The 24,974-nt window shown below is 36.9% G+C and carries 16 protein-coding genes and 6 pseudogenes; 17 read left to right on the forward strand and 5 right to left on the reverse strand.

Going from position 1 to position 24,974, the window contains the following annotated elements; genetic code table 11:
* The first annotated feature begins 116 nt into the window (after positions 1–116).
* Together D1092_RS01115 and D1092_RS01120 are read left to right on the forward strand one after the other, a co-directional pair.
* The gene (locus tag D1092_RS01115) at positions 117–1,373 is read left to right on the forward strand and encodes an aspartate kinase (protein ID WP_120121812.1); all 1,257 of its coding nucleotides are present in this window, start codon (positions 117–119) and stop codon (positions 1,371–1,373) included.
* Between the two features lie 688 nt (positions 1,374–2,061).
* Positions 2,062–2,532: a dTMP kinase gene (locus tag D1092_RS01120; protein ID WP_174767377.1), complete on the forward strand. Its 471-nt coding sequence runs from the start codon at positions 2,062–2,064 to the stop codon at positions 2,530–2,532.
* A gap of 605 nt (positions 2,533–3,137) precedes the next feature.
* Here the strand turns inward: D1092_RS01120 and nhaA are convergent.
* Together nhaA and D1092_RS01130 are read right to left on the reverse strand one after the other, a co-directional pair.
* Positions 3,138–4,499 (reverse strand): Na+/H+ antiporter NhaA, encoded by a 1,362-nt coding sequence (gene nhaA, locus D1092_RS01125; RefSeq protein ID WP_120121815.1) that lies wholly within the window; start codon positions 4,497–4,499, stop codon positions 3,138–3,140.
* A 150-nt stretch (positions 4,500–4,649) separates the two neighbouring features.
* Positions 4,650–6,356, reverse strand: a complete 1,707-nt coding sequence (locus D1092_RS01130; RefSeq protein ID WP_120121816.1) for a hypothetical protein — start codon at positions 6,354–6,356, stop codon at positions 4,650–4,652.
* 275 nt (positions 6,357–6,631) lie between these two features.
* On the opposite strand from D1092_RS01130, the gene D1092_RS01135 reads away from it, so the two are divergent.
* From D1092_RS01135 to D1092_RS01170, 8 genes are all read left to right on the forward strand, one after another.
* The gene (locus D1092_RS01135) at positions 6,632–8,404 is read left to right on the forward strand and encodes an SLC13 family permease (RefSeq protein WP_120121817.1); all 1,773 of its coding nucleotides are present in this window, start codon (positions 6,632–6,634) and stop codon (positions 8,402–8,404) included.
* 455 nt (positions 8,405–8,859) lie between these two features.
* Positions 8,860–9,531 (forward strand): DUF2659 family protein, encoded by a 672-nt coding sequence (locus tag D1092_RS01140; protein ID WP_120121818.1) that lies wholly within the window; start codon positions 8,860–8,862, stop codon positions 9,529–9,531.
* Positions 9,532–9,535: 4 nt separating this feature from the next.
* Positions 9,536–10,960: a ribosome biogenesis GTPase Der gene (gene der / locus D1092_RS01145; RefSeq protein ID WP_120121819.1), complete on the forward strand. Its 1,425-nt coding sequence runs from the start codon at positions 9,536–9,538 to the stop codon at positions 10,958–10,960.
* A 1,178-nt stretch (positions 10,961–12,138) separates the two neighbouring features.
* The gene (locus tag D1092_RS01150; protein ID WP_120121820.1) at positions 12,139–12,573 is read left to right on the forward strand and encodes an AtpZ/AtpI family protein; all 435 of its coding nucleotides are present in this window, start codon (positions 12,139–12,141) and stop codon (positions 12,571–12,573) included.
* Between the two features lie 7 nt (positions 12,574–12,580).
* Positions 12,581–13,339 (forward strand): F0F1 ATP synthase subunit A, encoded by a 759-nt coding sequence (locus D1092_RS01155; protein WP_120122742.1) that lies wholly within the window; start codon positions 12,581–12,583, stop codon positions 13,337–13,339.
* 53 nt (positions 13,340–13,392) lie between these two features.
* On the forward strand, positions 13,393–13,623 hold the full coding sequence (locus D1092_RS01160; RefSeq protein ID WP_005773968.1) for a F0F1 ATP synthase subunit C: 231 nt from the start codon (positions 13,393–13,395) through the stop codon (positions 13,621–13,623).
* A 127-nt stretch (positions 13,624–13,750) separates the two neighbouring features.
* Positions 13,751–14,317, forward strand: a complete 567-nt coding sequence (locus tag D1092_RS01165) for a F0F1 ATP synthase subunit B (RefSeq protein WP_120121821.1) — start codon at positions 13,751–13,753, stop codon at positions 14,315–14,317.
* Positions 14,318–14,326: 9 nt separating this feature from the next.
* Positions 14,327–14,821: a F0F1 ATP synthase subunit B gene (locus D1092_RS01170; RefSeq protein WP_120121822.1), complete on the forward strand. Its 495-nt coding sequence runs from the start codon at positions 14,327–14,329 to the stop codon at positions 14,819–14,821.
* Between the two features lie 187 nt (positions 14,822–15,008).
* Here D1092_RS01170 and D1092_RS01175 read toward each other — a convergent pair.
* Positions 15,009–15,392: pseudogene (locus D1092_RS01175) on the reverse strand (tyrosine-type recombinase/integrase); the annotation flags it as partial.
* Positions 15,381–16,428: pseudogene (locus tag D1092_RS10015) on the reverse strand (restriction endonuclease); the annotation flags it as partial. The pseudogenes D1092_RS10015 and D1092_RS01175, both read right to left, overlap by 12 nt.
* Positions 16,429–17,031: 603 nt before the next feature.
* Here D1092_RS10015 and D1092_RS01185 point away from each other — a divergent pair.
* The 5 genes and pseudogenes from D1092_RS01185 to D1092_RS01205 all read left to right on the forward strand — a co-directional run bounded on the left by D1092_RS01185 (position 17,032) and on the right by D1092_RS01205 (position 22,526).
* Positions 17,032–18,096: an NAD(P)H-dependent flavin oxidoreductase gene (locus tag D1092_RS01185; protein ID WP_120121823.1), complete on the forward strand. Its 1,065-nt coding sequence runs from the start codon at positions 17,032–17,034 to the stop codon at positions 18,094–18,096.
* Between the two features lie 28 nt (positions 18,097–18,124).
* Complete coding sequence (locus D1092_RS01190) at positions 18,125–19,288, forward strand: YbfB/YjiJ family MFS transporter (RefSeq protein WP_241436281.1); 1,164 nt, start codon at positions 18,125–18,127, stop codon at positions 19,286–19,288.
* Positions 19,260–21,095: an FAD/NAD(P)-binding protein gene (locus D1092_RS01195; RefSeq protein ID WP_120121824.1), complete on the forward strand. Its 1,836-nt coding sequence runs from the start codon at positions 19,260–19,262 to the stop codon at positions 21,093–21,095. The genes D1092_RS01190 and D1092_RS01195 overlap by 29 nt, the downstream gene beginning before the upstream one ends.
* Before the next feature lie 472 nt (positions 21,096–21,567).
* Entirely contained in the window at positions 21,568–21,768 is a 201-nt protein-coding gene (locus tag D1092_RS01200; protein WP_120121825.1) for a hypothetical protein, read from the forward strand.
* A gap of 344 nt (positions 21,769–22,112) precedes the next feature.
* Positions 22,113–22,526 (forward strand): annotated as a pseudogene (locus D1092_RS01205) (hypothetical protein).
* A 416-nt stretch (positions 22,527–22,942) separates the two neighbouring features.
* Here the strand turns inward: D1092_RS01205 and D1092_RS09600 are convergent.
* Positions 22,943–23,990 (reverse strand): annotated as a pseudogene (locus tag D1092_RS09600) (tyrosine-type recombinase/integrase).
* 172 nt (positions 23,991–24,162) lie between these two features.
* On the opposite strand from D1092_RS09600, the pseudogene D1092_RS09750 reads away from it, so the two are divergent.
* Both D1092_RS09750 and D1092_RS09755 read left to right on the forward strand, forming a co-directional pair.
* A pseudogene (locus D1092_RS09750) lies at positions 24,163–24,584 on the forward strand (DNA adenine methylase); the annotation flags it as partial.
* A 46-nt stretch (positions 24,585–24,630) separates the two neighbouring features.
* Positions 24,631–24,936, forward strand: a pseudogene (locus D1092_RS09755) (XRE family transcriptional regulator).
* The last annotated feature ends 38 nt before the right edge of the window (positions 24,937–24,974 follow it).

A 24,974-nucleotide genomic window follows, 5' to 3' on the forward strand; every position in this document is an offset into this window, starting at 1 on the left:
TAATCATAATGCAACTTGCACAAATGATAGATATTCGCTATGTCGAGAAAATGGTTAGTTGATAGAGCATCGTATTATCGTTTGAGATAAAAGATGTAAAGGTAAGAGTGTTATTAATGGCGCGCATTGTCATGAAATTTGGTGGAACATCTGTCGCAAACATTGAATGTATTCATAATGTTGCTCGACATGTTAAAAGAGAAGTGGATGCAGGCCATGAAGTTGCTGTTGTAGTCTCTGCGATGGCCGGAAAAACTAATGAACTTGTGCAGTGGACGTGTGATGCTGCGCACGTCCGTAGAGATTCTCGTGAATATGATGTTGTGGTTGCTTCTGGTGAGCAGGTTACTTCAGGTTTGCTGGCTTTAACACTTCAAGAAATGGGTGTTAATGCACGTTCCTGGCTTGGCTGGCAGATCCCTATTCATACAGACAATGCGCATGGTCGTGCGCGTATTACTGATATTGATGGATCTTTTTTAATAGAGCGTTTTCAGGAGGGGCAAGTTGCTGTTATTGCTGGTTTTCAGGGGGTAGCTCCGGATAATCGGATTTCTACCTTAGGGCGCGGGGGATCAGATACAAGTGCTGTTGCTATAGCAGCGGCTGTACAAGCTGACCGTTGTGATATTTATACCGATGTAGATGGTGTTTATACAACGGATCCACGTATAGAGCCAAAGGCGCGCCGTTTACCAAAAGTAGCTTTTGAAGAAATGCTGGAAATGGCTTCTCTTGGAGCAAAAGTTTTACAGGTTCGTTCTGTTGAATTGGCCATGGTTCATAAGGTTCGTACCTTTGTACGTTCAAGTTTTGAGGATCCTGATGCATTAGGCATGGAGGATCCAATGAGTTCTTCTGGAACACTTATTTGCGATGAGGATGAAATCGTGGAACAACAAAATGTTACTGGTATTGCTTTTGCTAAGGATGAAGCACAAATTTCACTGCGCCGGCTTGCCGATCGTCCAGGGATTTCGGCAGCAATTTTTGGTCCCTTGGCTGAAGAGTGCATTAATGTTGATATGATTGTGCAAAATACTTCTGAAGATGGCTCAAAAACGGATATGACTTTTACTGTACCATCAGCTGATGTAGAAAAAGCCGTTGCACTTCTTGAGAAAAATCAGAAAGAAATTGGATTTGATGTTCTCCAGTTTGAAAGTGATCTTGCCAAAATATCTGTGATTGGTATTGGAATGCGCAGCCATGCAGGTGTCGCGGCTACAGCTTTCAAGGCTTTGGCTGAAAAAGGTATTAATATTCAAGCAATCACGACTTCTGAGATTAAGATTTCTGTTTTGATTGATAGCGCTTATACTGAACTTGCGGTGAGAACATTACATGCTGTTTATGGATTGGATAAGAGTTAAGTATTTTTAAACGCTCAATTTTAAGAACATAAAGTTTTCATATGTATGAATGATTTGCTTTATAAGCATAATTTATATTTTTTAATTTAATGAGAATAATGAATAGAGTGAGACTCTTTCATTAAAAATTTTCTTATGATGGAGAAAAAACTTTTCTCGTGCGTATTATAAACAAGATTAGTATAGGAGTAAAAATAATTTAAGAGACAACATAAAATACTTCTTATAAATCGTCTAGATATAAGATAAAGGAACAAGGAAAACTGTTTACAAGTAAGTGTTTTGAAGAGAAGAAGAATGCACCTGAAAGGAGATTTTATTTCATAATTAATAGTATAGAACTTACAGAATTTTCTTTTTATTTGGTTCAAAATTAAAAATATTATCCTAGAAGTCAATAATTTATAAAAATTTCAAGCTCCTCCATTGAAGGGGAGGATACTCTTGATGTTATGCCGCTGATATTAAAAGATAAAATCCTTGTTTCTAAATAAGAGGATTTTGGATGTAAAATGATGTAAACTATATGGATGGAGAGAAAATGTATCTTAATAAAGATATTTATAATTCCATGTGGTCTCTAAAAAAATATTCTGGCTCTTTTATTGCTTTATGTGGATTCGATGGGAGTGGAAAGACAACTTAAACAAAAGAAATTTCTCATCATTACTCACAAAAAAAACATATCATACAAACTTTTCAGCCTAGTAATTGGTATAGAAATAAACCAGAGGTTAGAGGTTATTTAGAGAGTGGAAAACAAATTGATCCATTGCTTTTAGCGCTTTTAGCCGCAACAGATAGACGCAAACATACGCTTGAAATTATCGAACCTTCTTTAACTTCATCGCAAAATTTATTAATCAGTGATCGATATGTTTATTCTAGTCTTGTTTATTTCTACGCTCGAGGTCTTTCTCTTGAAAGTGTGATTCAATTAAATCAAGCTATTCCAAGATCTCAGATTACCTTCTACCTTCATTTGCCTCCTGCTGCTCTTATCGAACGATTGCAAAAAAGAGATGGTTTAGCCTTAAAATACGAAGAAAAATGCTCATTTATTGAAAAAGTTTGTGAAGGATATCACTATTTATCAGAAATAGACGAACGATTTATCGTCATTGATGGCACCGCCTCTATTTCTTTAATCCATAATTAAATACGACACCATATAGACAGGGCTTGTTTTGACAATAAATAAAATATACCCATTTTAAAAATTTATCTGTAATCTATTCTCCTTTATGATCTAGTTTCTATGTGAGATCTAGAATTTTAAAGGTTTGCTCACGATAATTTAAGAGTATTGAAAAAAATATTATATATCTTAATATTTTAATTGAAGCGATGGGTAATCATTAAAGTAACGCACTTTTTTTAAAGTTTGGAAGAGGAAAGCTCTTCCAAAAAGATTATTAATCTCTGTTGTGATCATGATATTTTCATTATCGTAGAGGCGAATATAGCGATATAAGAACAACCTGTAGAGATATGTTCCAAGCATGTTTGAGGGCAGCGAATAAGCTAAGGGCAAAGGAATAATAACAGCAGCTTTTTTTGAGATTTTAATATTCTTACCTCTGTTAAATGAAACAACAAAAAGCAAATTTTAACGTTTTTATGGAGTTTTTCAAATCGCTCATTTAATCAGCAAGAACGTGAGATAAAAATATTTTAGCAAGCAGATACATCCATTTCAAGAATAGTAGGCAAAATCTTGGTTATGCTAAAAATCATTTCAATAAAGAAGATGATTGTTTGGTTTTATTCGGAACTATGAGAGATGTCTTTATTACGCTTAATATAAATAAAGCCATATCCAAGACCAATAAGAGCAGATAAACCAGAGCCACAAAGAACCCCAATTTTTGCAGCATCGAGCAGGATAATATCTTTAAAGGCGAGCATTGAAACAAAGATAGACATTGTAAAGCCAATTCCTGCTAAAAAACCAATGAGCAAAATACCAGCCCATGTTAATTGAGGAGGAAGACGACATAGTCCTGATTTTACGGACAGATAACTAGCAGTGATAATACCAAGGGGCTTTCCAACAAAAAGACCAATGACAACACCAAGAACAATTAATAATGATTCATGAGAAGAAAGATCAAAGTTCGCAAAGCTTACACCTGCATTTGCAAAGGCAAAAATCGGCATGATACCGTATGCGACCCATGGGTGCAAAGTTTTTTGAACACGTGTTACTGGCGCAATCATGGCCCGTTGTCCTTTACGCATTTTTTTCAATGCAGTTGAAATATGATGGAAATCTGTTTTTGTGTTTTTTTCTTGAAGAATTTGCATAGCGTTGCTGAGCATGGTCAGTGGTGCTACAAGAGTACGGGTAGGAAAAACAGGAGTCATCATACCCAAGATTACACCAGCAAGTGACGGATGAACGCCTGTTACTAATAAACCCCACCAGATGATTGCGCCAGGTAAAATGTACAGCCATGCTGATGCAAGCCCGATCCATTGAAAAAAGAGTACCAGAGCAATACCCGCTCCTACAATCATTAAACCGCTCGGATCAATGTTTGTTGAGTAGAAAAAAGCAATAATAAGAACAGCGATAATATCATCAATAATCGCTAATGATAGAAGAATGATATGAAGATTAGAAGGAATTTTTTTTCCAAGAAGAGCCAGAATACCTAAAGCAAAAGCGATATCTGTTGCTGTTGGCACAGCCCAACCGTGGACATGTCCACCGTTAGAATTAAAAATAAAATAAATGATAGCGGGGACGCAAACGCCGCCTATTGCAGCAACAATTGGTAAAATTGCTTGTTTAAAATCGGCAAGGGCACCTTCATGAATTTCGCGTCGAATTTCCATTCCTGCGACAAGAAAAAAAATAGTCATAAGGGCATCATTAACCCAGAAATGTAAATCCCATGAAAGAGTGAAATGACCTAAATTAAAGCCAAGAGGTGTATGCCAAAAAGATTCATAGAGAGCAGCATATTGAGAATTAGCAAAAATCAGTGCAGAAGCAGCAGCGAGTAAAAGAACAATACCACTAAGAGCTTCAATATGGAGAAAACGCTCGATAGCAGAAAGCGCTTGATTGGTGACACGAGAAGCGCGATTAGGCAAGCGATTTGAAGATAAATCAGACATGAACAACTCCAAACTATCGACAATTTTATATTTCTATATTCTCTGTGTTAAGTGACTCTATCATGATGCTTTCTGTATCATATAAAAGCAAAAAGAGGAATAAAGTTCTCGATTTATAGACAAAATCATTATCTCTAAAGCACAATATGTTTAAGGTTTTGCTTCATTTTTAATAGTGATGTCTACTTTGCTTAAAGCTTTGGATAGATCATTTTGTAGAACGGATTCGAGATCAACCATTGCGAGCCCTTTATTATCTTTTGCTTTAATCTTAATGATCAATATTTGTGGATTTTTAGCAAATTCACCTAAGGATTTTGAAATTTTTTCTGCTTCGTTTTGATTTTTTAGCAGCATTTTGGGGGTTTGCGTCATCATTAAATAGAAATCGTCATAGAGTTCTTTTTTAAGATCATGTTGGCTATCATTAAGGTTTTTTGCAAGATAAGAAAAAAGTTTATCAATGAAACCCGCATCCCGATATTGTATATCAATTTCATTGATACCAAGGTTTTGGGAAGCAGCAATCATAATATTTTGTTGACCAGAAAAAAGTTTTTCATCAACATCAATAACCTTAGCTGATATGTTTCCAGATCCAACGTCCTTCATATTGAAAGACATTGCATCAAGAAAGAGCATACGTTTTTTCTCATCATAAGAAATATCAATTTTCCCTGAAAAATCAATTTGTTCAAATCCCATCTTTTTTAAAAGTTCTAAATCTTTTTCATTCATTTTTTTAGGTAAAACGGAAAAATTATCAAGAGAAAGAAAAAGCTTTTTGGGGATAGGATGTTTCCACAAACTTGGTTTAAGTTGAAATGATTCAAGCTTTGCTTTCAATGATGGGATATCAACGGTGACATTATCAACTTTGACATCTGCTGAGGTAATGGCAAGCAGTATGTTTAGAAGGAGACCATTTTGTGCTCTTTTTTCTGCGACCTTATTATTCTCTTTCCTTGCATTAAGATAAGCTTTGAGCAGTTTTTCAGGCGTTTGTTCAAGCGGTTTCATCTTTAGACCAGATGTTTTAAATTGGCCGAGGAAGAAAGAACTATTTTTTTCTGCTTCTTCAAAAATATCGACACTTATATTGTTTAGAGAAATAGGACCTGTAACGGTTTTACCTTGATTGAGAGCGTTATTTTTTCCGAAAATAATAGAATAGGCATAATTGATGTCGATATCATAAGCCTTTATTGTATCACTTTTAGCCATAAGTTGCATCTGTTTATCGCCATTGACTGCGAGCGTTTTAAGATCCATATTTTTAATACTAATGGAATGGATATGACCGTTTTTAAAATCAGAAAGCTGGAAATTCTTGACTTCAACTGTTTCTGTTCGTTTATTTTTATTTTCTAGAGAAATCTGTATATTCGGGGCACTTATTGAGGCAAGATCAATACGCATCACTGATTGTAAAAGACGTGATGTGATTGTTCTGTCTTTATCTTTTAAGGATACATTTTTAAGAGAAATTTGGGGTATTTTTACATGAATATTATTATGCTTTAAATCAACATTATAAAATGTAAAAGCTCCAGGAATAAAGGAAAGAGGAGGACGGGCAGAAATGGCACCAATTTTCAGTGATGTACCGGCTGGAACGGGGAGTGTAACATTCTTCAAATTAACTTTACCTAGAATGCTGACTTCAGATGTTTCTGCTTTTATGGCTCGACGGGCTATCTCTTGTTTTACAAAACTGTCAAGATAGGGTTTTGCGATATAAAATCCACCAACAACTATAATTGCTAAGATAGCAATAAGTCCAATAATGCAAGTGAGCCAATATTTCAGGTTACTTTGATACCCACTATTAAGCTTGACCATTCTTTCTTCTTTCATTTTTATCACTCTTTAAAATTGAGAGTGAAGATAAACTCTTTTAAGCAACGACAAAGGTTAAAATATAGCGTGTACCAGTTTCAACAGTCATCTACCCTCTATATTAGAGTTATTCTCATCTTTTTTGCAATATCGCTTTATCAATTTTTTATCACTTTAAATTATCAGAAAATATTTCTATGTCTGCTTTTATCTTACTGCTGTTTATAGGAATATTTAAAACATATAAAGTTATGTTTTGATTCATTATAACTTAATGGGGAGAGGTGAGTATTATGACAGAAAATCAAATAATGGCCTTTTCGATCATTGGTCTCATGATGCTTGTATTTATTTGGGATCGATTTCGTTATGATCTTGTCGCTATTTGTACATTATTAATAGCGTGTACAGTTGGTCTTGTCAGTCCAAAGGAAGCTTTTAGCGGTTTTAGTAATGATATTGTTATTATCGTGGGAAGTGTGTTTGTTGTCAGTACGGCTGTATCACGCTCTGGTATAATGGAATTTATTATTCAGCGGATATGGCCAGATGTGAAATCGGTGCGCTTTCAATTAGCTTTTTTGGTTTTTTCTGTTGTTGTTTTATCAATGTTTGTTAAAAATATTGGTGCTTTGGCTATAATGCTTCCGATCGCTTTTCAGTTTGCTCGTCGTTCTCAGGTTTCTCCTTCTGTCTTTTTGATGCCCATGGCCTTTGGCTCTTTATTGGGGGGGCTTATGACACAGATAGGAACATCTCCCAATGTTGTTATTTCAGCGATGCAAGAACGTTTAGCAGGAACACCTTTTACGATGTTTGATTTTACACCAGTTGGTGCGGTTATTGCGACGGTTGGTGTCTTATACTTGGTCTGTTTTTATTGGCTTTTGCCAGTGCGTGTGCGTTCAGGTGGATCGTTTGATGATGCCATTGATATTCGTAATTATATTGTAGAAGTGCATATTTCAATAAACTCACCCATTGTGGGGAAAAGTATTGTCGATTTGGTTAAGCCATCAAGTGGTGATGTTATGGTGACTCAAATCATCAGAAATAAAATATCTATTTCACCACTACCAGATTTTGTTTTATCTGAAAACGATATTGTTTTGCTGGAAGGATCGCATACAGGAATAGATAGTGTGATGAACTCTGCGCGTTTAGAGTTTTCTAAGGAGCGAACTCTTTCTACAGGGGATAAGGATAGTGATATTGATATTATTGAAGCGGTCATCACGCATAACTCGCCCCTTATTGGCATTAGTGCGAAAGAGTTTTCACTCTTTGACCACTATAATGTCAATTTGCTTGCGTTAAGTCGTCAACATGAAAGGGTGCGGGCAAGACTTGATGATATTATCTTTCATCTTGGAGATGTGATTGTTTTACAAGGACAAGATGCGGTTATTCCAAATTTATTAAGGGGATTGAAATGCTTGCCCTTAGCAAAACGCAATATTGTGTTTGGAAATTTACGGCATGGTTTTATATCTTTAGCTATTTTATTTATAGCCATTATTTTTACAGCTTTTCATATTGTTCCAGTTGCTTTTTCTTTCTTTTCTGCTGCAGCTGCAATGGTTATTTTTCGCATTTTGCCCGCGCGTGATCTCTATCAGGCATTAGATGGTCCAATATTAGTCCTATTAGCGGCTCTTATTCCAGTAAGTGAAGCGTTAGAGAGAACGGGATGTACAGATCTCATTGGTCAATGGCTGAGTCAACTGGCAATATTTTTCCCACCATCTGGTGCTTTAGCACTGATGTTGGTGACAGCTATGTTGGTCACGCCATTTTTGAATAATGCCGCAACGGTTATGATGGTCGCCCCCATCGCATCAAGTTTTGCTCATTCTCTTCATTATAAACCTGAAGCTTTTTTGATGGCTGTTGCCATTGGTGCGGGGTGTGAATTTCTTACACCTATTGGACATCAAAGCAATATGCTTGTTATGGCGCCAGGAGGATATCGTTTTAGTGATTATCCACGTTTGGGGGCTCCCTTAGCGGTGTTGATCATTATTGTTGCTGTTCCCATGCTTATGTGGGTTTGGCCATTACAATAGGATATTTTTTGAAAGCTTTAAGGATAGATTCCAAAAGATTGTTCACCGTATGAAGATAAGTTGAAGAGATATATAAAAAATTTTATTTAAAGCCTAAGGAGTATATTTAATGTTATTCTACAATTGAAGATAGGGAACGGGTTATTTAAAAGATTGTCTTTTGTATACATTGAATTAGGGAAGAATGATTAACATTATCAACAAGCGCATGTACGCCATTACGGTCATGATCTTTTTTATAAATTCAAATTATATAAAAGTTGTTATGTGAAGCAAAAGGATATTTACATCATTTTTAATTGATACAGTTGCAAAAGACTAACCGATTGGAATACATATTGCTTTAAAAATAAATAAACGGAGCAACTTAAAGTTTTTTCGTGAATGAGGGCTACCATCTTTGTTCATTTATGCTTAAAAGTGTAGAAAGTAAATTGTTTTACAAGGTATGTTATATGTCGTATGATAGTTTTATTGCTGAAGTTAATGCAGAATTTCGTCAGGAAAAGGCGCTTGCTTTTTGGAGACGGTATGGTTTTTCAATTATTGGGGCCGCTGTTCTTTTCATCCTCATGATAATTGCTTATCAAATTTATCATCATGCGCAAATAAAGAAAGCTAGCCATATTGGTGATGCATTTGTACAAAGCCTTAATTTTGCGGATACACGTCATTTTGATGAGGCGATAAAGCAATTGGAGAGTATTAAAGACTCTCATTTTGGAGGATATCCTTTTCTTGCCCGTTTGCGGGAGGCTTCTTTACGCATGGAGCAAGGTGATCTTATCAAGTCGGTGGAGCTCTTTGATTCTGTTGCAGCGGATGAGAATGCACCGCAGATTTTACGGAAAGTTGCAAAAATTCGAGCTGCCTATGTTTTAGTTGATACAGGGACCTTGGAGGATGTCGAAAAGCGCGTTAAAGATATGACAAGTGATATTGAGCCTATGCGTATGTCCGCACGAGAGGCTTTAGGCTTAGCTGCTTATAAAGCAGGGAAGATTGATGAGGCCGTTGACTATTTTCAGAAAATTTCTGCGGAAGGTATGCAGAGATCAAAGATAATAGATCGAGCTCGAATGATGCTTGAGCTTATGCAAGCTGAGGGCAAGGCAAATAAGGAATAAATCGATGAGCCTTACCATTGCTATCGTTGGTCGTCCCAATGTTGGGAAATCAACACTTTTTAATCGTTTGGTTGGGCAAAAATTGGCTTTGGTTGATGATAAGCCGGGTGTAACACGTGATCGGCGTATTCATGCGGCAAAACTTCAAGATCTACGTTTTGATGTGATTGATACGGCTGGGCTGGAAGAAGCTGCGGATCATACCCTTGAGGGGCGTATGCGTTCTCATACAAAAGCTGCGATTGATGAAGCAAATCTTATTTTATTCGTATTTGATGCAAAGAGCGGAATAACACCGAGTGATTTAAATTTTGCTTCACTGGTTAGAAAATCAGGAAAACCGATTGTGCTCGTTGCCAATAAGTCTGAGTCAAAAGCGGCAACAGGGGGAGAGTATGAGGCGTGGTCATTAGGTTTGGGAGAGCCGTGTCTCATATCAGCTGAACATGGTTTGGGATTTAGCGATCTTCGTGATGCCATTATAGAGGCTGTTGGGCCAGAGTGCGCTTTTGGCAACAACAAAGAAGAAGATATGACGATACAGCCAGCTTCTGCTGGTGATGATGTAAACAATTCGGAAGAAGAGGGGCTTATTTACGATGAAAGCAAGCCTATTCGGATTGCCATTGCGGGGCGTCCCAATACAGGAAAATCCACCCTTATCAATAGTATGTTGAAGCAAGATCGGTTGTTAACAGGACCAGAAGCAGGGTTGACCCGCGATTCTATTTCTGTCGATTGGGAATGGGGTGGTCGTCGTATTAAACTTTTTGATACTGCAGGTTTACGTCGAAAATCGAAAATTCAAGAAAAATTAGAAAAGCTATCGGTTGCTGATACTTTACGTGCCATTCGTTTTGCAGAAGTGGTGGTCATTGTTTTTGATGCAACGATGCCTTTTGAAAAGCAGGATTTACAAATTGCTGATCTTGTGATTCGTGAAGGACGTGTTCCAGTTATTGCTTTCAATAAATGGGACCTTATTGAAAATAATCAGACCACATTGATTGATTTGCATGAAAAATGTGCGCGATTTCTTCCTCAAGTTCGCGGTTTGAGAGCTGTCCCTTTATCAGGACAATATAGTCAAGGGATTGATAAACTTATGGAAAATGTCATGATGATGCACCGTGTATGGAATCGTCGCATTTCCACAGCTAAATTGAATCAATGGCTTGAAACTGTTGTAGCACATCATCCACCACCGGCTGTTTCAGGACGTCGGCTTAAGGTTAAATATATCACACAGGTGAAAACACGTCCTCCCGGATTTATGATTTCTTGCTCACGGCCCCAAGTTATGCCCCAGTCGTATTTGCGTTATCTTGTTAATGGATTACGTGAAACATTCGATATGCCTGGTATACCAATGCGTTTATCATTACGAGCTTCTGATAATCCTTTTGCAACACGTTCTAAAAAGAAATAATAGCTCTTTATTTTTAAAGTGAATGAAGTCTATAGAATCTTTAAAATAAGCCTTTTCATAATTTATAGTGTTCTAAATATCGAAAATTAAATGATAATTTCAACAGACAAACCTCTTCTTTTTCATAAAAGAAAAAAGCTTTATTTACTAACATATTGATAAACCAGCAATTATTTATCATGCGTGCTATAGAACTTTCTCAGTTTAATTTTTCTTGATAAAGATTCTTTATTTGCATGTTATGAGAAGAATTAATAGGGATATTGAAGAAAGAGCACACAATCCTTTTAAGAGTGTATTTTAATGTAAAAATGAAGACAATATGAGGGGAGGGAATATACGTTTGAAGAGAGCATTAAATTGTCTTTTCATAAAACTAGGGTATTAACGAGCGCTTTTTATGACGATGTTTTTTTAATAAAAAGCAAAAATATCTGCTAAATCTAACAATATTCAATTCTAAATAGTGAAATTCAACAAGCAGAGTAAAATTGTATAGTGGTCATATTCAGGTTTGATTGTGTTTTATTTTAAATTATAAATTTATTATATCTCAGACTTAAAGAAAAATTTCTTTATGCTTTTAAGTTCAGTTTATGATAGGGCCTATAAATAGGTATTAACGTATAAGATCTAGCGAATGATTTAACATTATTTTCAGCTTTCAATGGTATATCAATTTTCATGAACACATGATGGGTAAAGCTTACACAATGTGATTCACAACCAGTGAATAGGTGTTTAGTCTATTAGGTTACTAAGAATAAGACATCAGTTGTGTTTGTGCTATTTTATCAAAGTATTACACGATATGTTTTATATGTTTTGTGTAGATGAATTCACATACGTTCAGAATATTTAAAGGATAGGAAGAAAAGATATGCCTTTATGTTTTTTTAAGACGCGGGCTGTTGCAACATTGGAGTTGAAAAAGTGTATAATGGTGCTGTTTTGTTGCTTCAGCATAAAGATAATGGGCTTATGAATTTTATATTATTCACAGAAGCTTTTTAAAAAAGCATGTTGAATTGAAAAATATGTTATTTAGGCGATAAAATTTATACGATAATTGGTGATAGATTTCTTTTAGTATCTTGACGAATAAATTCGGGAACAATATGATGCACACGATTTTATGAGATGCATTTTTACTTTGCTTTTTGATGAAGGAGCCAATGATGGCGATGGGCGAAGAACCCGTTATAAGTCGCAAGGAGGCTGAGGAGAAAAAGCAAAGAGAGTGTTTTCATTCAGAGGATTTGGAATGTCGTAGTAAGAACTTAAGCGTAGCTTTAGTGCGCAAGCAGGCATTAAGGAAGCGTGAGCATAAGGATAGACGGGAAAAATCACAAGGAAGGGTGGCGGATGCAATTAAGCTTTCCAGTGAGTTTCTGGCAAGTGTTATCGTTGGTGTTGTTTTGGGGGTAGGGTTTGATAAGTTAGCAGGTTCATGGCCATGGGGATTGGTGTTCTTTCTCTTTCTTGGATTTGCTGCTGGTGTATTGAGTATTCTTCGGTCTGTGGGGTATGTTCCCTCCAGTCAATTAGGGAAAAAAGGCGTATTGCGCCAAGATAAACAAAATAAAGGGGCCAGTGAGAGGTCCGATAAATGAGGTTGAAGTGACAGCGCATGCTCCAGATCCTATTCATCAGTTTGAGATTTCACGACTGATTAAGATTTCCATAGGAAATATGGATTTATCATTTACAAATGTATCATTGTTTACAGTCATTACGGTTGTTATAACTTCTGTTTTTCTCTTTATTTCATCATCAAGTCGTGGATTAGTTCCAACGCGGATGCAATCTCTTTCAGAAATGGCCTATGAGTTTGTAGCGTCGACTCTGCGAGAATCATCTGGTGTGCAGGGAATGCAATTTTTCCCTTTAGTTTTTTCTCTGTTTACTTTTATTTTGGTTGCTAACTTTATTGGTCTTTTCCCCTATTTTTATACGGTGACCTCACAGATTATGATCACGTTTTCGTTGGCAATGGTGGTTATTTTGACGGTGGTTGGTTATGGTTTTTATAAGCATGGAGTCAGTTTTTTGAGATTATTTGTTCCCAGTGGGGTTCCTGTCATCGTTTTGCCTCTAGTGACAATGATTGAGATTATTTCTTTTCTCTCCCGCCCCATCAGCCTTTCGCTTCGTCTTTTTGCGAATATGCTTGCTGGCCATATTACGCTCAAAGTATTTTCAGGTTTTGTTGTTTCAATGATTGGGGTAGGAATTGTAGGTGTTGGTGGTTCAGTTTTGCCCCTTATTATGACTGTGGCGATTACGGCTCTTGAGTTTTTGGTTGCATTTCTTCAAGCTTACGTCTTTACAGTTTTAACATGTATGTATCTTAATGATGCAATTCATCCAGGACATTAATAAACTGGCGGTTTTCCGTCGAATAGTGCAATTTCGCTTTAAAGGAGAATAATATGGAAATGGTGCTTGCAGCAAAATATATTGGCGCTGGTCTTGCTTGCTTTGGTATGGCTGGAACAGCTTTAGGACTTGGTAATATTTTTGGGAGCTATCTTTCTGGTGCATTACGTAATCCATCAGCCGCAGATAGTCAGTTTGGACGTCTCGTCTTTGGTTTTGCTGTGACAGAAGCTTTGGGTATTTTTTCATTGCTCATTGCTTTATTACTTCTTTTTGGGGTTTAATCATTATCAAAAGGGTATATTTGTTCTCACTATGAAAAAAGATTTACCCTTTTAGCTCTCAATCAGGAATTGTTTGTCAATTATCATTGGTTAGAGAGGGTTTAAGCTATTTAAAGGATGAAAGAAGATGTTTGTTTTCAGCGCTTATGCACAGAACACTGAAACGTCGGTAGAACATATCAAGAAAGTGGCAGAGCATGCAAATCGTGTGTTTCCGCCTTTTGATTTTGTTCATTTTAGTTCGCATTTTTTCTGGTTAGCAATTTCTTTCGGACTTTTTTATCTGTTTATCTCTCGTGTGATTGCACCGCGTATTGGGGGGGTTATTGAAACACGTCGAGATCGAATTGCATCTGATTTAGATCAGGCAATGCGCATGAAGCAGGAGGCAGATACTGTTGTTGAGACTTATGAGCGTGAATTAGCAGAAGCGCGTTTGAAAGCTCATACCATAGCACAAGCTGCTGGTGAAGAGTTAAAACAAAAGGCGGAGCTTGAACGGAAAGAAATTGAAGAGCGTTTAGAGAAAAAGCTTGAAGATGCTGAAAAACAGATAGCAAAAATTCGCGATAAAGCGATGCAAAATGTTGGTTCTATCGCTGAAGAAGTCGCCCTTGAAATTGTGAAAAAATTGATTGATGTTGATATCAGCAAAGAGGCTGTTCGTTCAGTTGTTAAAACTGTGGATTATTGAGGAACAAAGATGAGTGATACTTTTTGGGCTTTTGTTGGATTAGTTCTTTTTTTAGCTCTTTTAGTTTATTTCGAGATTCCGCAGAAAGTTTTACATCATCTCGATGCACGCGCGAAGCGTATCAAAGATGAGCTGGATGAGGCTCTGCGCCTTCGCGAAGAGGCACAGGAAATATTAGCTGAATATCAACGCAAGCATGCGGAAGCAGAAAAAGATGCGCAGGAAATTATTGCAGCGGCAAAGCATGAGGTTGAATCCGTTATTGCTGAGGCCCGTACAAAAGCGGAAGAATATGTAAAAAACCGCAATAAATTGGCTGAGCAAAAAATTGCTCAGGCAGAAGCGGATGCAATCCGCATGGTCTCTTCGTCGGCTATCGATTTGGCAATTTCTACAGCACGTACTCTTATTGCAAAGGAATTAGATTCTAATAGAGCAAATGAATTCCTTAAAGAAGCTCTTTCCAAGGAATCATTGAGCAAAATGAAAACGTATCTTAATTAATGGCAATTTTAGAGATAAAAAGAGATAAAAAACTGCTTTTTTAGGTGCGTAATTTTTTCTATATCAAATTCCTTATCTATTATGTGGTGACGCTAGATTTTCTGAATAAAAAAACATAAAAACAATGAGTTATTATATAAATAAGGGAATAGTTGAGTATAATTTTATTATATTTTTTTACTTCTATCCCTAATTTTTTTGAAGCTTTTTTTATTGCTTCTAGTGCTAGCCTTTTTCGGTCTGCGCTCTTTGTGTAAAGAGATGCCATTTGATCTTCTGTCCAGCCAAAAAGTGCTTTCAATTGTGATACTGTTGCACCCGAATTAGCGGCGCGTGTTGCTGTTAATTTTCGCAAATCGTGTGCTGACTTTTTAATTCCAGCCGCATTACAAGCATCTCTAAATGCATTACCAAAGCTTTCCTTGATAAATTTTTGATTAGTTTTACTACATATAAATGTTTCATCACTAATAGGAACAGCTTCAAGCATTTTGGCTAATTGCGGTAAAATAGGAAGAAAGACATCTGTTTGGAATTTGCTTTTTTCTGTTTTGAGATGAATGATGTTATCATGAAACTTGACAAATTCAGATTCATGCTTGTCTATTCCTAATACAACCCCAGTCGTTCTATGGGCTTCATCACAAATGATCAGATCAAATTCGGGTAAATATATTCCTTTTGTGCATCGGAAATCACTTGAATGGAATGATAGGTCGAAAAGACCACGCTCATCACATCAAGAGAGGTTTTATTGGCTTTACGAGTAAGTTCTTGTGAATCCGTTGTAGCCGGTAATATAAGATTAGAGGCGTCCACTGCAGCCTCATCATTTACGACGCTTGCCAACTTGTGTATTCGAACACACCGCAAAGGAACGAAAGGGAATTTCTGTATCAATGGTCCATTCACGGATTGTTTGTGACATCAAAGCAAGGGAGGGTATCAGAAACAACACACGCTTGCCTTTTCCGGCGAGAGTTTCTGCTATCTTAAGGCTAGTAAAAGTTTTTCCCGTCTCACATGCCATAATAAGCTTACCACGGTCTGCTTCTTGCAAACCTTCACAAACTTTCTCAAGCGCTTCTATCTGATGATCTAAAAGCTTTTTTTTCGGTTGTTCTTTAAAGACGGCTTGACCTCGTTCTTTATAAGCCCCCCAATCAATTTGACTGTTTTCTAAATCAAACAGATTAATCTGTTGAATACGAACCTCTTGACCATCACAAGTGTTGTTCGCATTGTTACTCCAATTGCTTTCAGTGCTATCAACCAAAATACGACGCGTAAAAATCTTTTTCCCAGAAGCAGCTATAAAGCTATCAATATCTTCTTTTTAATGATGTGAGAAGCATCATAGCATTTACATTGAATAGCCGCATAACCTCCTCATCACGGATTGTAGCGACCAAATCAATACCGATGTCACGCCCATCTTCATCATGTTCCTCAGCCCATTCCGAATAAGTCTGAACCTTTTCGTATTCCTGCTTTTGTAAAGGGTTTTCCGATAGATAAACTTTCACAAGATTTTCAAACAGCGTTCCCAATTCACGGGATGGTTTTGCTTGTTGACGGTAGAATTCTAAGAGAGAGCGTAAAGTGATTTATTTATTATCAAAATTGTAAGGGCAAAGCATAAAGAATAGACTCAATAGCAATATATTATACTAATTAATTCTCTTCAAAAGAATAAAAATGAAGTTAGTTAAATCCATTTTAAACAAATAGCGAGTGCAAAATAGAAGAGAATTGCTACCCCCTATAGGGCTTTATAAAAGAATTTATGAGTGCTGTTTATCAAAAACAGAATAGTGGAATTTGCTTTTCGTTTCACACATCATTCAAGACAAATGCAATGTTTTTTTGAAATTATAATATTTTCATCAAAAAAAACTGCTCATAGTTTTCTACCTACTGTGCTGAACAAGTAAAATATATCACAACAAGCCTAATGAAGTATATTTAAGGTTATAGAAAAACTGTATATATCACAATTTATCAGGATAATGGATTGTTGCAATCGTACATTTTTTTGTATATATCGCCGCTGAATATGAAAATGAACGAAGCTTTAATTTTCTTGTTGCTAACTTAATGCTAAGCGGTGCGTAGCAAGAAGAAGCAGTGTTGTTATTCGTACTTCCCATCTATAATCTCAAAAGCATTATAGGTGATGAATTTCCAAACCATCAATTTTGAGGGCTACTGTGTTAGCTACATTACCTAAAGATATACGCTCTTTAATAATACAAGCGCCTATGGCTGGTGTATCGACGCCTGAGATGGCGGCTGCCGTATCTAATTCTGGTGCGGTTGGTTCGATAGCTATTGGCGGATTGGGGCCGGATGAAGCAGTTTTGTTAATTCAAAAAACGAAAGCACTAACTGATCGGCCGTTTAATATTAATCTTTTCTGTCATGATCCTTTTTTGCGTGTGGATACAGCAAAAGATTCTCATTGGCGAACTAAGCTAAACGACTGTTTTTTAGGTGGGGAAACAGTTCTAAATACTCCTCTTAAGAATATATATGCCTCTATTAAAAATAATAAGGCTTTAGCTATCGCTGTCGCTGCACAATCCCCTGATATTATTAGTTTTCATTTTGGTGTCCCGGATGATGATATCATTGACATCTTTCGGCAGACCGGTGCCAAACTTATGGCTACTGCAACTTGTCTTGAGGAGGGGAAAGAAATTGCAGTTAAGGGGTTGGATGCAATAATTGCTCAAGGCTTTGAGGCAGGAGGACACCGAGGACAATTTAATCTTTCACGATTCGACGAGAAGTTATCAACGCACGTCTTGACTCGGCTTTTGGCCCAGCACTTGTCACTTCCTATAATTGCTGCGGGCGGTATAATGACCGGAGCTGATATAGCGAGCGTTATGCTCATGGGTGCTCAGGGAGTACAATTAGGCAGTGCCTTTATAGGTTGTAGCGAAAGCGGTGCGAGTCATTGTCATAAAAATCTTTTGAAGTCTGATAAATCCATACCAACCGTTTTGACGCGAGCCATTTCTGGGCGGCCTGCGCGGTCAATAATGACATCATTTGTTCAATGGGCGATGAGTATTACGGATAAGGATATTCCAGAGTATCCTTACGGTTATGATGCTTTCAAGCAGTTGCAAAAAAGTATGCTCTTACGAGAAGATCTTGATATAGGTCCTTTTTGGGCAGGGCAAAGTGCTTTCTTGGCGCGTTTTATTCCGGCAGCACAAATTATCGCAGAGTTAGAAAACGAGTATGCTCACTATATACAGGGCTAAAAAAAGTGAATCTGAAGCTAATATGACAATGAATAAAACGGTCAAGTACGTATTGAGTGGATTTGCGGCATCCTTGGTTGGCATAGGTTTATCACGCTTCGCTTATACGCCTGCAACACCTTATCTTATAAACCAAGGTTGGCTTGATGAAAATCATATTTTTTGGGTAGGTTCTGCAAACTTTTTAGGTTACTTCATCGGTGCTTTTTCATCCCCTTATATTTTACGCCTCACTTCTCCAAGATATGCATTGAGATTAGCCTTCTTCATGAGTGGGTTATCTTTTTTATGCTGTTGTTATCCATATGGAAGCTTGTGGTTCATGATATGGCGTTTTATTGTAGGTTTGTCGGGGGGGGTCTTAACAGCTGTGGCTGCTCCGACTTTGTTATCAGCTATAGACCCAAAAGAGCGTGCTCGTTCTGGTGGTATAATGTTCTCAGGAGTGGGATTAGGCTTGTTATTGTCTGCTTTGTTTACACCCATGATAGCAAGTATTAAAGTATATTATTATTGGGGAGCGCTTTTTTTAATCACTCTTATATTTTTTATAATAACCTATCAGTTTATACCCAACACGAATTTTGAGCGTATTAAAAAGTCGTATAAGTCTAAGCGAATAGATTATTTCATATATCTAACATACGGCATAAACGCTGCAGCGTTTATGCCGTATATATTGTTTCTTGTGAATTTTGTTTTGCTTCGCACAATACCATCAACCTATTTTGCTTCTATCATTTGGCTAGTTTATGCCTTTGGTGCGTTTTTAGGAGCCATAATATTGGGCATAGCAGCCAAGAAAACGTCGTATCGCTCAGTGATCTTTTTGATGAATTTTGTGCAATTATTTGCCTCGTGTCTATTGCTATTGTTTCCTGATTTGAAGATCGCGTTGTTACTACCAGCTCTTATTATGGGTGCCGCTACCCCTGGCATTGTGCCTTTATATCTTGGTTTAATAGGAGAATTGTCTTCATCTGATCCACAAATTCAGCAGATTATCTGGAGCAGAGCGGTATCAGCATTCGCCTTATCACAAGCAATAGCTGCGTATATATTTACTTGGCTTTTCTATATAATGGAGAATTATATCTTAATATTCTCTATTTCATCATTTCTTCTTTTTATTCTATGCGTGGGGTTTATACAGGAAAGATACTATGGCTATAAACAGAAAAAAAACCATTAATTGTGCTATCATCGGTTTTGGGGCTCGTGGCATTAGTTTTTATGAGAGGATAAATGCCTATGCTCGTCGTTATATAAGTAGTGTACATATAAACCTGACAATATTTGATCCCAATGAACATGGTTGTGGATCTCATTCGCCAAGACAAGCAGATTATCTATTAGTCAATACAGTTGCATCGCAAATGACTATGTTCTTAGATAAAACTTGTAAAGTTTCTGGCCCATATACCAACGGCCCCTCATTTGCTCAATGGGCTAAAGATACAGGTATCCGTAAAATAGGTTCTAACTTCTATCATATGGCTGAAGACTCAGATGTTGGAGCACCTATAGACGATAATGACTATCTATCACGTGCTGAATTAGGGAATTATTTACAATTCGTTGTAGATCTATTGACAGCAAACAGACCGCGTAATGTAGATGTGTCCATTATCAGATCTCATGTGATTGATATTAAGCCATTATCAGAGCGTGAATTTATTGTTGTGGTCGATGGGGATTATAAGCAGTCATTTGAATTTATATTTATGACTACTGGGCATGGTACTAATATACTCACAGAAAATGAGCAACAAAAAACAGATTTTGTTTCTTCAAATAAGCATAAAAATCCCAACTTAGGATTTATAAGATCTCCTTATCCTTTATCCATGATAGAAAGTGTTAGCCCTGATGCTCGAGTGTTGGTGCAGGGTATGGGACTAACAGCGCATGATGTTATAGCCGAGCTAACTGTTGGAAGAGGAGGCCGATATAAAGAGAACAGAGGCCGCTTGGAATATATACCATCAGGGCGAGAGCCTGTCATCAGTCTCTTCTCAAGACAAGGACTTCCATTTTCTTCTAGAGCCATAAATGAGAAAGGGACCTCTGAGGCTTATACAGCTGAATTCTTTACATTAGATTACTTCAAATCTCTGCGACAGAAAAAAAAGAAATTTGATTTTTTTGAAGATGTTCTTCCAGTCTTGAAAAAGGAAATGTTGAGGGCATACTATCATGCCGTGGGTAAGACTGAGTGCATTGACTATGAAGATTTTAGAAAAATTGACGAAATATTATATCCCTTACAAGGCGTTGTATTCAAAAATGCTGTTGATTACAAACGCTATATCTATGAATTTTTGGAAGACGATCTCAAAAATGCTTACGCAGGAAATGTTTCTGGCAGTGTCAAAGCAGCAGCTGATGTCTTGAGAGATGTGCGTGATACCATGCGCTATTGCGTTGAATGGGGTGGTTTGACACCAGAATCGCATGCTCGTTTTGTAAGCGACTTTGTCCCTATTATGAATCGTATAGCTGTTGGTCCGCCTTTAGTGCGGAACAGGCAGTTGCTTGCTTTAATCGATAGTGGTTTGCTTCGCATAGATCTTGGTCCTTCACCTATTTTAGAAATTGACGAGAAAAATTCTGTTTTCCGTATTGTTAGTACGTTCTCAGAAGAAATGACGACTCAGGTTGCAGATGTTGTTATCCAAGCAAGGATAGATCCATTTGACATCAATCTTGAGCGCTCACCATTAATCAGAAACCTCTTTAGTAAGGGGTTTCTCACAGAATATGTAAATGGAGATTATCATACTGGTGGCTTGAATATTGATAGAAATTATAACATTATCGATCTCAATGGCGGTGTGAGAAAAAATGTGTGGTCTTTGGGGAATCCGGTTGAAGGTCCTTGTTTTTTTACCTTTGTTCTGCCACGACCAGGTGTAAACTCTCGCTTTCTGTTGGATTCGGATAAATGTATCCAGCAGATGTTTAATGAAATAGAAGTGAATTATGTCACATCTAGGTAAATTTAATCTCTTAAAAAGTATTTGGAGGCGCTAAGTAAACAGTGAAGCGTGGTAAGGATATTCGGCAGCGTGTTTTGGGTAACTCATCATGTTGATGATTGGTGAAAAGAAGTCAACTGTTGATAAATTTAAGAAACCGTTACAAGAACGGATAACTGTTTGTGTGTAGGGATATCCCAATTGAGGCGAAAAGGATAGAAGTTTCGCTACTGTGTTCATCCTTATGGATATGGGAGTGATTCTTAAAGTAAAAGCACATGTGAGAGACGCACTGAACATTGGTTAAACTAAGGGAAATTATGTGAGGTTAATATTCATCTAATGAATTAATTTTATTCGCTTGCTTGTACACCACAAGGGGGTGGTGTGTGGAGGACTAGAGAAGAGAGGTGGAAAAATACCCTTTATAAATCACCTTGGAGTTGTCGCAACATTGTAAGTCTCACTCTTAACTTGAATAGAGTGCACGTCATTGTTAAGCATTTCTGCTTTATCCTGTGGCAGCAAGGGGCAAATTTGTTTAAGAAGTTTTCTGGATTTTCTCTATCGTTATGGTAATGATGAGGCTATTATTAGTGCGCATAGCCATGGTAGCTTAAGAGGAGGCAATGCGATGCGTGACTTTGAAGAGCGTAGCATCTACAGTATATCCAAAAAACAGATATCTATCTAGCTGATAACTCTCTATCGATAGCGAATGCACACTATTATGTAAGCAATGGCAAGAAAGATCATGTTTACTTATAAAACCATGATCCCATTGGTACAGGAACTTGTCACAATCCACCTACGGCTTATAAGATATCCTTGAGGTTCTCCTATGTATTATTCTCATCAGCAATTTCAATGATAGAACAAGGGCGCGCGCTACTCGGCCATACCACCCATAAATGTTATTAATGATGCGAGTGATGTGTGTAAACATAATTATGGAACACATCATAATATAATAATTTATACACTTCATGCGATCTTAGATAATTTAGGTTTAGGTTATTTATGGAGAAAAAAGAAAAAATGAATACATTGTTTAAATTATTAGATGGGATAGTTTTGTTTATTATAGCTGGATATAATTTTTTTAAGCCTTCTCCAGGGTACATATACATGTGGGAGAAGCCAGGAGCAGATTTTACTCAAGTAAGAAGAGCATTATTGGAATGTGGAATGCCAACCCCTTATGATGAGGATTCAGAAAATAGAAAGGTAAACATTAATGCAAAAGCAACAATTTATGCTTTCATGCTTTAATCAGGTTTTCACTATAAACATGAGGAACTTTCGAGAGCAGGAGGGTGGTGTTATACTTTTAAAGAAGAAAACCTTCCCATTTGTCGTCCATGTGCAGTCATCCTACAGCGCAGTGTCAAGAAGCGCTTAAACAGCCCGTTTTGTAAAAAATATAAAAATAATCGTAAATGCCGACCTTAAGTTTTGCTGCCGATGAAAACTACAATCCTCTCTTTTATGTGTTCCCATGCTTGTGCGGCATGTTTCTTCAACAAATCACCTAACCCTTGTCTGTGAAGCAATATGATATAGGGGATATACTTAATAATCTTGTTATTTTCATTACAGGAGGGATTTTGCACTTTTACAGTCTGTTAAAATAATATCGTTTTTTGTCATAGTAAAGTCCTTTCAAAAGTAAAAAAAATGGGAATAAATCATGCACATTTATTAAGCACATTATTGAATCATTGAATAAGGTATTTTATTCATAAAAAATAATATGTTATCATATGAAATATAATGTAATAATTTATGAATCTAGTTGAGACGATATGAAAAAATAGAGAGATAAAGTTATCCACAGATCATGGGGTTATATACTCCATATCTTAAGATTAACCCGTGACATAAGCTGCCCATTTATCCATATAGACACGGCGTTGTTCTAAATAATCAGTCCGATGATAGGCACGCTCTACTTTACCACCTACCGTATGACTTAGAATGGTTTCAGCGAGCCAATTGCGTAAACTAGAATGAAATCCATGGGGACATGCTTCAAGGTTATTACGTCTTATATTATATATTGAGATATACATTTCTGCGCAAGAGCTCCCCCGACCGGTTACAGAAAAAAAGAAATCATTGCGAGAAAGCGAGCGCGCTTATTTTAGAGTGTCTAATGCTTTTGTTGATAGAGGCACGCGAAATCCTGTTGTAGCATCACGCTTTCCTTTCATATTTTCAGTAGGAATAGCCCATATTTTTCCCTCAACTTGATCTTCATAAATATACGTATAGGGGGTGGTACGCCCCCCTGTAAGGATAAGCAAGCGCAAAGCCCGTTGTGTTAGGGTTGATGCTTCGCAAAGTGTTTTATAAAAAGACGGAATCTCTCTCCAATCCTAAAGCCGTCGCATGTTTGAGACAAATATTGAGACGAGTAAGAGCTCTATTAGCTGTTGCAGCCTTTGTATGCCAAATAGGAGAAAGAGTATTACGTATTTCTGTTTGTGTAATCTCTGAAATGGGCAGAAAGCCTAATTTAGGTAGAATATAAAGTTTTAAGGATAGAAATCATTTCCATCTTTGCCATCATTTTTAATTCAGTTTTACGACTTTCAAAAGTATTTAGGGCAATATCTTTTAAATAATGAAGATTACGCATTGCTTCACGTTTTTGTTTATTGCGTTCTTTAATGGGGTCACGACCTTTGCGTAAAACAGCACGCCACCCAGTTGCTAACTCACGGGCTTGTTTTAAAGAAATATCTCTTAAAGCACCCAATCCCATTTCGCGACGGCGTCCGTGAAGGGTATAACGGTAAATCCATTGAGCACCCCCATCTTTACGCTTGTGAAGTAACAAGACGGCACCATCATTATATTTACCAGCCCCAATGTTATGACAGACCTTGCATTAAAACGGTTCATAAGAGCCATTTTTAGTCCTTTCTTATACAATTTTTACCTACACGCCAAGCTCTGCTTTTGACGTGCAAGCAGGTGATTTTGATTGATGCAACATGAACAGATTTGAAATGAGGGAATCTTACATTATTCAGGACTCTCATTCAATATGAATAACGATATATTATCACTATAAATCAATATGTTATATAAAATTAGAAGAGCAGCACGCTTTTTGTTTCTCCAACGTTGTGTCATGTATGGGAAAAAAGATTATATTTCTTTTGACTTTGGCAAAAAAAGAGGGTGGTCTTTAATCCTGATAAGTTTTTGGCAAGAATGCGACGTGTTAGATAAAAGCTTCTAGATACGGTCATCCTAAATTTATCTTGGAAACGGGTTGTGGAGCTATTTGATGCGCACGATAGTTTATTTTATTTAGACCCACCTTATTTTATAAAGAAGAAATGCTATAGTTTTGGGAATTTCATTGAAGATGATTTTGATAGCATGGCAAAAGTTCTTAAAGGTATTCAAGAAAAATTTTTCTTGAGTCTGAATGATTATGATACTGTAAGAGAGATCTTTAAAGATTGTGACTCTTTAGAATTAGAGATCCTTTGGTAAAGTCTTACGTAAACTTTGCCTTGATCACTCAGAACGTCTCTTAGATATAGCTTAAGAAATTAGGTATATCTGTATCGTTTTTATCTTCAGTCAAGATTAGCAAGAAATCTGTACCGGTTGGTATGGAAGACAAGATCATAGAGCTTTTTATGGTTTAGATAAAGGGAGTGCTTCACTGTTAAGAAAAGAAGCCTATACATACCGAAAGAGTTTTACAATAAAACCTTCTGATTGATTTAGATGTGAAGCTGTTGGCATGTTTGTTAGAAACTTAGAAAATTTTTTGCAGCGGGATGTAGGAAGATTAAAAAACTATAGGAAAAATTCGGTAAAAAAAAGAGGCATTCTATAGAGGTATATTGCAAAATCCTATTCTTCAACTTTTATTCG

Source organism: Bartonella krasnovii (genome assembly GCF_003606345.3).
GTDB classification, from domain to species: Bacteria; Pseudomonadota; Alphaproteobacteria; order Rhizobiales; family Rhizobiaceae; genus Bartonella; species Bartonella krasnovii.

Bases quoted from the DNA above. Each gene is read 5' to 3' on its own strand.
- nhaA (WP_120121815.1), bottom strand. From the start codon at position 4,499: ATGTCTGATTTATCTTCAAATCGCTTGCCTAATCGCGCTTCTCGTGTC.
- D1092_RS01195 (WP_120121824.1), top strand. From the start codon at position 19,260: ATGGCTATAAACAGAAAAAAAACCATTAATTGTGCTATCATCGGTTTT.
- der (WP_120121819.1), top strand. From the start codon at position 9,536: ATGAGCCTTACCATTGCTATCGTTGGTCGTCCCAATGTTGGGAAATCA.
- D1092_RS01165 (WP_120121821.1), top strand. From the start codon at position 13,751: ATGTTTGTTTTCAGCGCTTATGCACAGAACACTGAAACGTCGGTAGAA.
- D1092_RS01170 (WP_120121822.1), top strand. From the start codon at position 14,327: ATGAGTGATACTTTTTGGGCTTTTGTTGGATTAGTTCTTTTTTTAGCT.
- D1092_RS01160 (WP_005773968.1), top strand. From the start codon at position 13,393: ATGGAAATGGTGCTTGCAGCAAAATATATTGGCGCTGGTCTTGCTTGC.
- D1092_RS01130 (WP_120121816.1), bottom strand. From the start codon at position 6,356: ATGAAAGAAGAAAGAATGGTCAAGCTTAATAGTGGGTATCAAAGTAAC.
- D1092_RS01150 (WP_120121820.1), top strand. From the start codon at position 12,139: ATGGCGATGGGCGAAGAACCCGTTATAAGTCGCAAGGAGGCTGAGGAG.
- D1092_RS01190 (WP_241436281.1), top strand. From the start codon at position 18,125: ATGAATAAAACGGTCAAGTACGTATTGAGTGGATTTGCGGCATCCTTG.
- D1092_RS01140 (WP_120121818.1), top strand. From the start codon at position 8,860: ATGTCGTATGATAGTTTTATTGCTGAAGTTAATGCAGAATTTCGTCAG.
- D1092_RS01115 (WP_120121812.1), top strand. From the start codon at position 117: ATGGCGCGCATTGTCATGAAATTTGGTGGAACATCTGTCGCAAACATT.
- D1092_RS01135 (WP_120121817.1), top strand. From the start codon at position 6,632: ATGACAGAAAATCAAATAATGGCCTTTTCGATCATTGGTCTCATGATG.